Origin of the sequence: Pseudomonas asturiensis, from assembly GCF_900143095.1 — a bacterium.
GTDB classification, from domain to species: Bacteria; Pseudomonadota; Gammaproteobacteria; order Pseudomonadales; family Pseudomonadaceae; genus Aquipseudomonas; species Aquipseudomonas asturiensis.
The window spans coordinates 1-4,827 of the sequence record NZ_FRDA01000035.1 but is presented as its reverse complement, the minus strand read 5'-3'; the positions used below and the strand labels follow the sequence as shown (position 1 = coordinate 4,827).

At 54.9% G+C, this 4,827-nt stretch carries 5 protein-coding genes and 1 pseudogene; 4 read left to right on the top strand and 2 right to left on the bottom strand.

What is annotated here, in order from left to right; all coding sequences use genetic code 11:
* The coding region (locus BUB69_RS28050) for a transposase (protein ID WP_141121915.1) at positions 1-311 on the bottom strand (311 nt) is incomplete at its 3' end.
* A 63-nt stretch (positions 312-374) separates the two neighbouring features.
* Between BUB69_RS28050 and BUB69_RS28045 the strand changes: the two are divergent.
* Both BUB69_RS28045 and BUB69_RS28040 read left to right on the top strand, forming a co-directional pair.
* Positions 375-884 (top strand): annotated as a pseudogene (locus BUB69_RS28045) (IS3 family transposase); the annotation flags it as partial.
* 369 nt (positions 885-1,253) lie between these two features.
* Positions 1,254-1,874 carry a hypothetical protein gene (locus BUB69_RS28040; protein WP_048402005.1) on the top strand — a complete coding sequence of 207 codons (621 nt, stop codon included), beginning with the start codon at positions 1,254-1,256 and terminating at the stop codon, positions 1,872-1,874.
* Positions 1,875-2,203: 329 nt separating this feature from the next.
* Here the strand turns inward: BUB69_RS28040 and BUB69_RS28035 are convergent, their stop codons facing one another.
* A complete protein-coding gene (locus tag BUB69_RS28035; protein ID WP_073173513.1) occupies positions 2,204-3,109 on the bottom strand; it encodes a serine hydrolase domain-containing protein in 906 nt (301 codons plus the stop codon).
* Between the two features lie 252 nt (positions 3,110-3,361).
* Here BUB69_RS28035 and BUB69_RS28030 point away from each other — a divergent pair, with 252 nt between their 5' ends.
* Together BUB69_RS28030 and BUB69_RS28020 are read left to right on the top strand one after the other, a co-directional pair.
* Positions 3,362-4,162 carry a GNAT family N-acetyltransferase gene (locus BUB69_RS28030; protein ID WP_073173523.1) on the top strand — a complete coding sequence of 267 codons (801 nt, stop codon included), beginning with the start codon at positions 3,362-3,364 and terminating at the stop codon, positions 4,160-4,162.
* 420 nt (positions 4,163-4,582) lie between these two features.
* Positions 4,583-4,827 (top strand): transposase (locus BUB69_RS28020; RefSeq protein ID WP_141121924.1); only part of this gene is annotated, 245 nt, incomplete at its 3' end.

Below are 4,827 nucleotides of genomic sequence, written 5' to 3'. Positions count from 1 at the left end.
ATCGTGGTGTCTTCAGGTATCGGGGCGCTCAAGGTCAGGCGTGCAAACTGGCGCATGGGCGTGATTTCGTAGAGCGCTTCTTCCATGGCCGGGTCGCTCAGGGAGAACCAGTTCTGCAACAGATGAATGCGCAGCATGGTTTCCAGAGGATAAGGTTTTCTACCACCGCCGGCCTTGGGGTAGAACGGCTCGATCAGGCCCAGTAGACCTGTCCAGGGCACGACCTGATCCATCTCGGCGAGGAAGCGTTCGCGGCGTGTCTGCTTGCGCTTGCCGGCATATTCGAAATCGGAAAAGCTCATCTGGCTCATGGGCGGCTCGGATCAGGTGGTCAGGCGTATTTCATCACATTTGGGGACTTGTTCGGAGATTCCCTAAATCGCCAGTTCAACCCTGGCGCGATCAATCAATCCTGGGTCGCAGACATTACTTATATCCGCACACGCGGCGGCTGGGTGTACCTGGCGGTGGTCATGGACCTTTTCTCGCGCAAGATCGTGGGCTGGGCCATGGCCCCTCATATGCGAGCCGAGCTGGTAATCAGTGCCATGCAATTGGCTATTGCTCAACGCCAGCCTGAGCCGGGTTTGATCGTCCACTCGGATCGAGGCAGTCAGTACGCAGGAGCGGCTTATCAGGCGCTCCTGACCCGCAACGGAATGCGTTGCAGTATGAGCCGCAAGGGTAACTGCTGGGACAACGCGGTTATGGAGCGCTTCTTTTTGAACCTGAAAATGGAGCGTACCTGGAGGAAGGATTACGCCAACCACGCCGAAGCGATAAAGGACATCACGGACTACATCGTGCGGTTCTACAACGAGGGGCGATTGCACTCGACACTGGGCTATATGCCGCCCAATCAGTATGAGCGGCAAGCTGCCTGACAATCACCGATTGAGGTGTCCGGAAAAAGTTGACCACCACAGAACGACGCTGCGGCAATTGCGCTCCCTCAATGGCGCCTTGTCATCGCTGCTGCCAAGTCGACGCTATCTGCGATGAAAGCGAGTACCAAAATGTCGGAGGAGAGTGACGACAGGCTCGAGCGTTGAGTTGCTGGCTCTTTAAGCAAGGTATTGCGTACGATTTTGCCAGGGTGCAGCAATCGGTCAGAAATAGGTAAGCGTCCAATCAAGTCATCTACCGATCCAGTTATCAGCACGAGGATGACTGCTTTTCGCCCATGCCGTAAGGTTCGCTCCCAAAATCGCCACAGCCTTCCAGTGGTGGTAATACAGCAAGGAGAGCGAACAATGAACACCTTCAAATCATCAGTTCAAAACGTAGCTGCGGCCATAGGCCTCATCGCAGCAGTGACAGTCGGCGGATGCGTCATGATCCCTTACGACACGCCGGAATCAAAAGCCCAAATCCAGCGCGATCTGAAAATTGCACCATCGGATATTCAAGCCGTATCGGAAACTAACTGGTGCTTGTTCCCATATGGAAGCGAAGGCAGCTGCAGGGCCACTCAAGGCCTGGGAGTGTTGACCAGCAAAGGCCTGATCCTCAGCCTCTACAACAACCACACCTACACTGAAACCGCACGCATCCTCCCAGAACAAGTGCAGTGCGTGAAGACAGTTGGTGGTCGCACTGGAGTCGAACCGTTCGTTGTATTCACCAAAGACCGAGCGATCATGCTCGCCGTCATTACGCCGGGTGGGCAAATGAATGTGCCTGTGAAAGTCAGTTTCTTTGATTATCTGACGAAGCCAGGGCAGCACGTCTTCACTGGGACGGATGGCGGATATGTGCGCAAGTCGGGTCGAAAGCAAACCGTAGGCGGAATGGTGTCAGGCACTGCCATCCCGTGGCATACAACACTCGACGTAACCGAGGTTTTTAACCCTTGCCCGCAGGTTACAGATTAACGAGGACTGGCGCGTTCCATCGCAAGCGGTGCGCGCATGCCGAAGCCCGTAGGTGTGAAGGATGAATGCCCGAAGGGCCGAGCCCCCCCGGCGGCTCGGCTCGCGAAAGCCGCCCTTGAATAGGCTGGTTTCGAATGCCATCTGGGGCGACCGACGTTCGACCACTACCGATGTAGAGCCGCTGGTGCGCTTACCGGAGAGCACCGCAACCATGTCATATCTCGGTCTGTTCAACTCAATTTGACTGCTCGAAAGGGCATGTCTGCGTTTGCATACGACTGCGCGCTTTCGACCCGAAGCGGTCATCCGGCGAACCATAAGGCCTCCGGCTAAAGGATTTTGATGCCGTCACCCCCCTGTCGCAAAACTTGCATCAGTTGCCCAACAACGATGGCTTCAACGGCACCTTCACTGGCATCCGCCTCAAAAGCAGCGCAGCAAGCCGATGCGTCGCCGTCGCAGATGCGGTAGACAGCAATGACGCTGCCTGGCCCGCAGCCTGTGTGCCCGGATAGAGAATACCCACCGTCAATCGAACCGTGCATCAAGCCGAGGCAGTAGCCCGGGGTGACCCATGGGCGCCCGGGAATCGGGCCGCCTAGTGTTCGTGCTGTCTGCATTTCCTTGAGCAAGCCCGCGCAGAGGAGATCTGCACAGAGAAGTCGATCCAGAAAGAGCGCTGCTTGCGAAATCGGGCCGATCAACAAGCCATGGTAAACCCATGCGGGGTCATAATTTGAGGCGCGTCCAAGAGGGGACGTTTGTAAGTCGGCTCGTGTTTTAGCAAAGCGAACGTTCGAGATGCCCAGAGGGGAAAAAGCACGTTGAATCACCGCATCATCAAGCGCCAGATCAGTCAGCCGTTCAATTAGCCTGCCGATGAGTAAATAGCCGACATTCGAGTAACGCCAGCCGGTTCCGCAGGTGTATCGAAGTCGAGTACCGTCAAGGCGCCGCATCATTTCATCTGCCGTCCATGCTGGCTCACCGTTAGTAACGGCGGTGTGATACTCCGCAAGTTCTCCGTAATCAGCCAAGCCGGCCTCGTGCCGCAGTAGCTGGCGTAACGTGAAAGGGTGATCGGGAATGGGGTCGTCCAATCCGATCAGTCCGTCACGCACCAACGATAGGGCCGTCGCAGCCAAGACCGTTTTCGTGAAACTCCACCAGGGGGCGATCAGTTCCAATCGGTCTGGCGTTTGTGGCTGACCATTTGACAAGAGTGAAATGAGCATTGGCTTCCCTGGAATGTTGAGCGAATCGACAGCTCGACAAGATATCTCAATTACTCTTCTTCGCCGGGGTGACGTCAGCCGTTTGTGCTGTGCTGAACGACTGCTTCTGGCCGATTGCAGCCCTTCGCGACAGGCAGTTGTCGATCCCAAAGGCACACCGGAGCAGGTTATCTACCAGCTGTGTGTTTGGAGGTGTGTATTGTTGAATTTGCCGTTACCCTTCTGGGACATCACGCAATAAGGGCTATGCACATGAATGTCGGAATGGCTAATGCGATTGAGGCCGCAGAAAGCGAGTATTTGTGTGCACGCGTCGAGAGTTTGTCTCGGATAAGTGGAAACCCTTTTGGTGCTCGTGTGTTTTTCAACGAAGCTTTTCCATGCTTTCAGGTGAAGGCATCACCTAGCCCGATGCTCAATCGCATCTACGGCGATAGTGCCGACAGACCCAAGTCACTATTGAGCTTGCTCAAGGAATCAGCAGAGTATTCGACAGTAACGCCTCTTATCGGAAAGGCCTCGACTTTGGAACAGTACACTTTGGTGGGTGAGAAGCGGCTGGAGCGTCTGAGGGGGTGGACGCATCTGCAACTCGCGTGCACCATCGAAAATGTGGTCTTGAATCACCACTCATTCGAAATCGAAGAAGCCACCTCACAAACGCTTCTTGAGTTCGCAGCCGTGCATGCGAGTGGATTTCATACCAAGCCAGAGTATCTTCAGTTGAGCCAGGCTTCGTTCGCAGGACTGATGTCAAATGAACGTCTGAAAATGTACGTCCTTAAAGCTGATGGAAAGGTCGTGGCAGGAGCGTTGATGTACCTGGCCTGCAATGGAGTTGCCTACCTTGGGACGGCTGCCACCCGAAAAAATGCACGAGGCCAGGGCTACCATGGAGCCCTGATATCTCATCGGATAGAGCAGGCAAAAAAACACGGCAGTCTTGTGATCGCCGCAACCGCGCTTCCCAGCTCGCAAAGTCGCCGAAATTTGCAGCGTACAGGGCTAGCGACATCCCACGCTCAAGCGCTATATCGCCTGGTAGATAGCTGAAGTCTGCTCTTGGCCGATTGCAGGCTGTCATGAAGAGCTACTGCTGGCCGATTGCTGCCTGTCGTTAGGAGCAGCAAGCGACCCAAAGCGGACATTTGACAGAAATGTAAGCGGTAACGAATTTTTCACTGTGGCTCCAATTCTGACCATAAACAACTGCGCCCAATGCCGGCCATTAACGTACCGTAGTCTTCAAAATTACTGGCACTCACCTCATCCTGGCTCGTCCACGTTGCTTCACACTCTTCGCACACCCACAGCAAAATATTTGTGGAGCGCACCCGCATTGCTCGAACGTAACCTTGGCTGCACCTTTGGCACTCAATCAGCATACAAATAATCTCTGACAGGACTTAGGGAATCTCCGAACAAGTCCCAAGATGTGCTGAAATACGCCTGACCACCTGATCCGAGCCGCCCATGAGCCAGATGAGCTTTTCCGATTTCGAATATGCCGGCAAGCGTAAGCAGACACGCCGCGAACGTTTTCTCGCCGAGATGGATCAGGTCGTGCCCTGGACAGGTCTACTGGGCCTGATCGAGCCGTTCTACCCCAAGGCCGGCGGTGGTAGAAAACCTTATCCTCTGGAAACCATGCTGCGCATTCATCTGTTGCAGAACTGGTTCTCCCTGAGCGACCCGGCCATGGAAGAAGCGCTCTACGA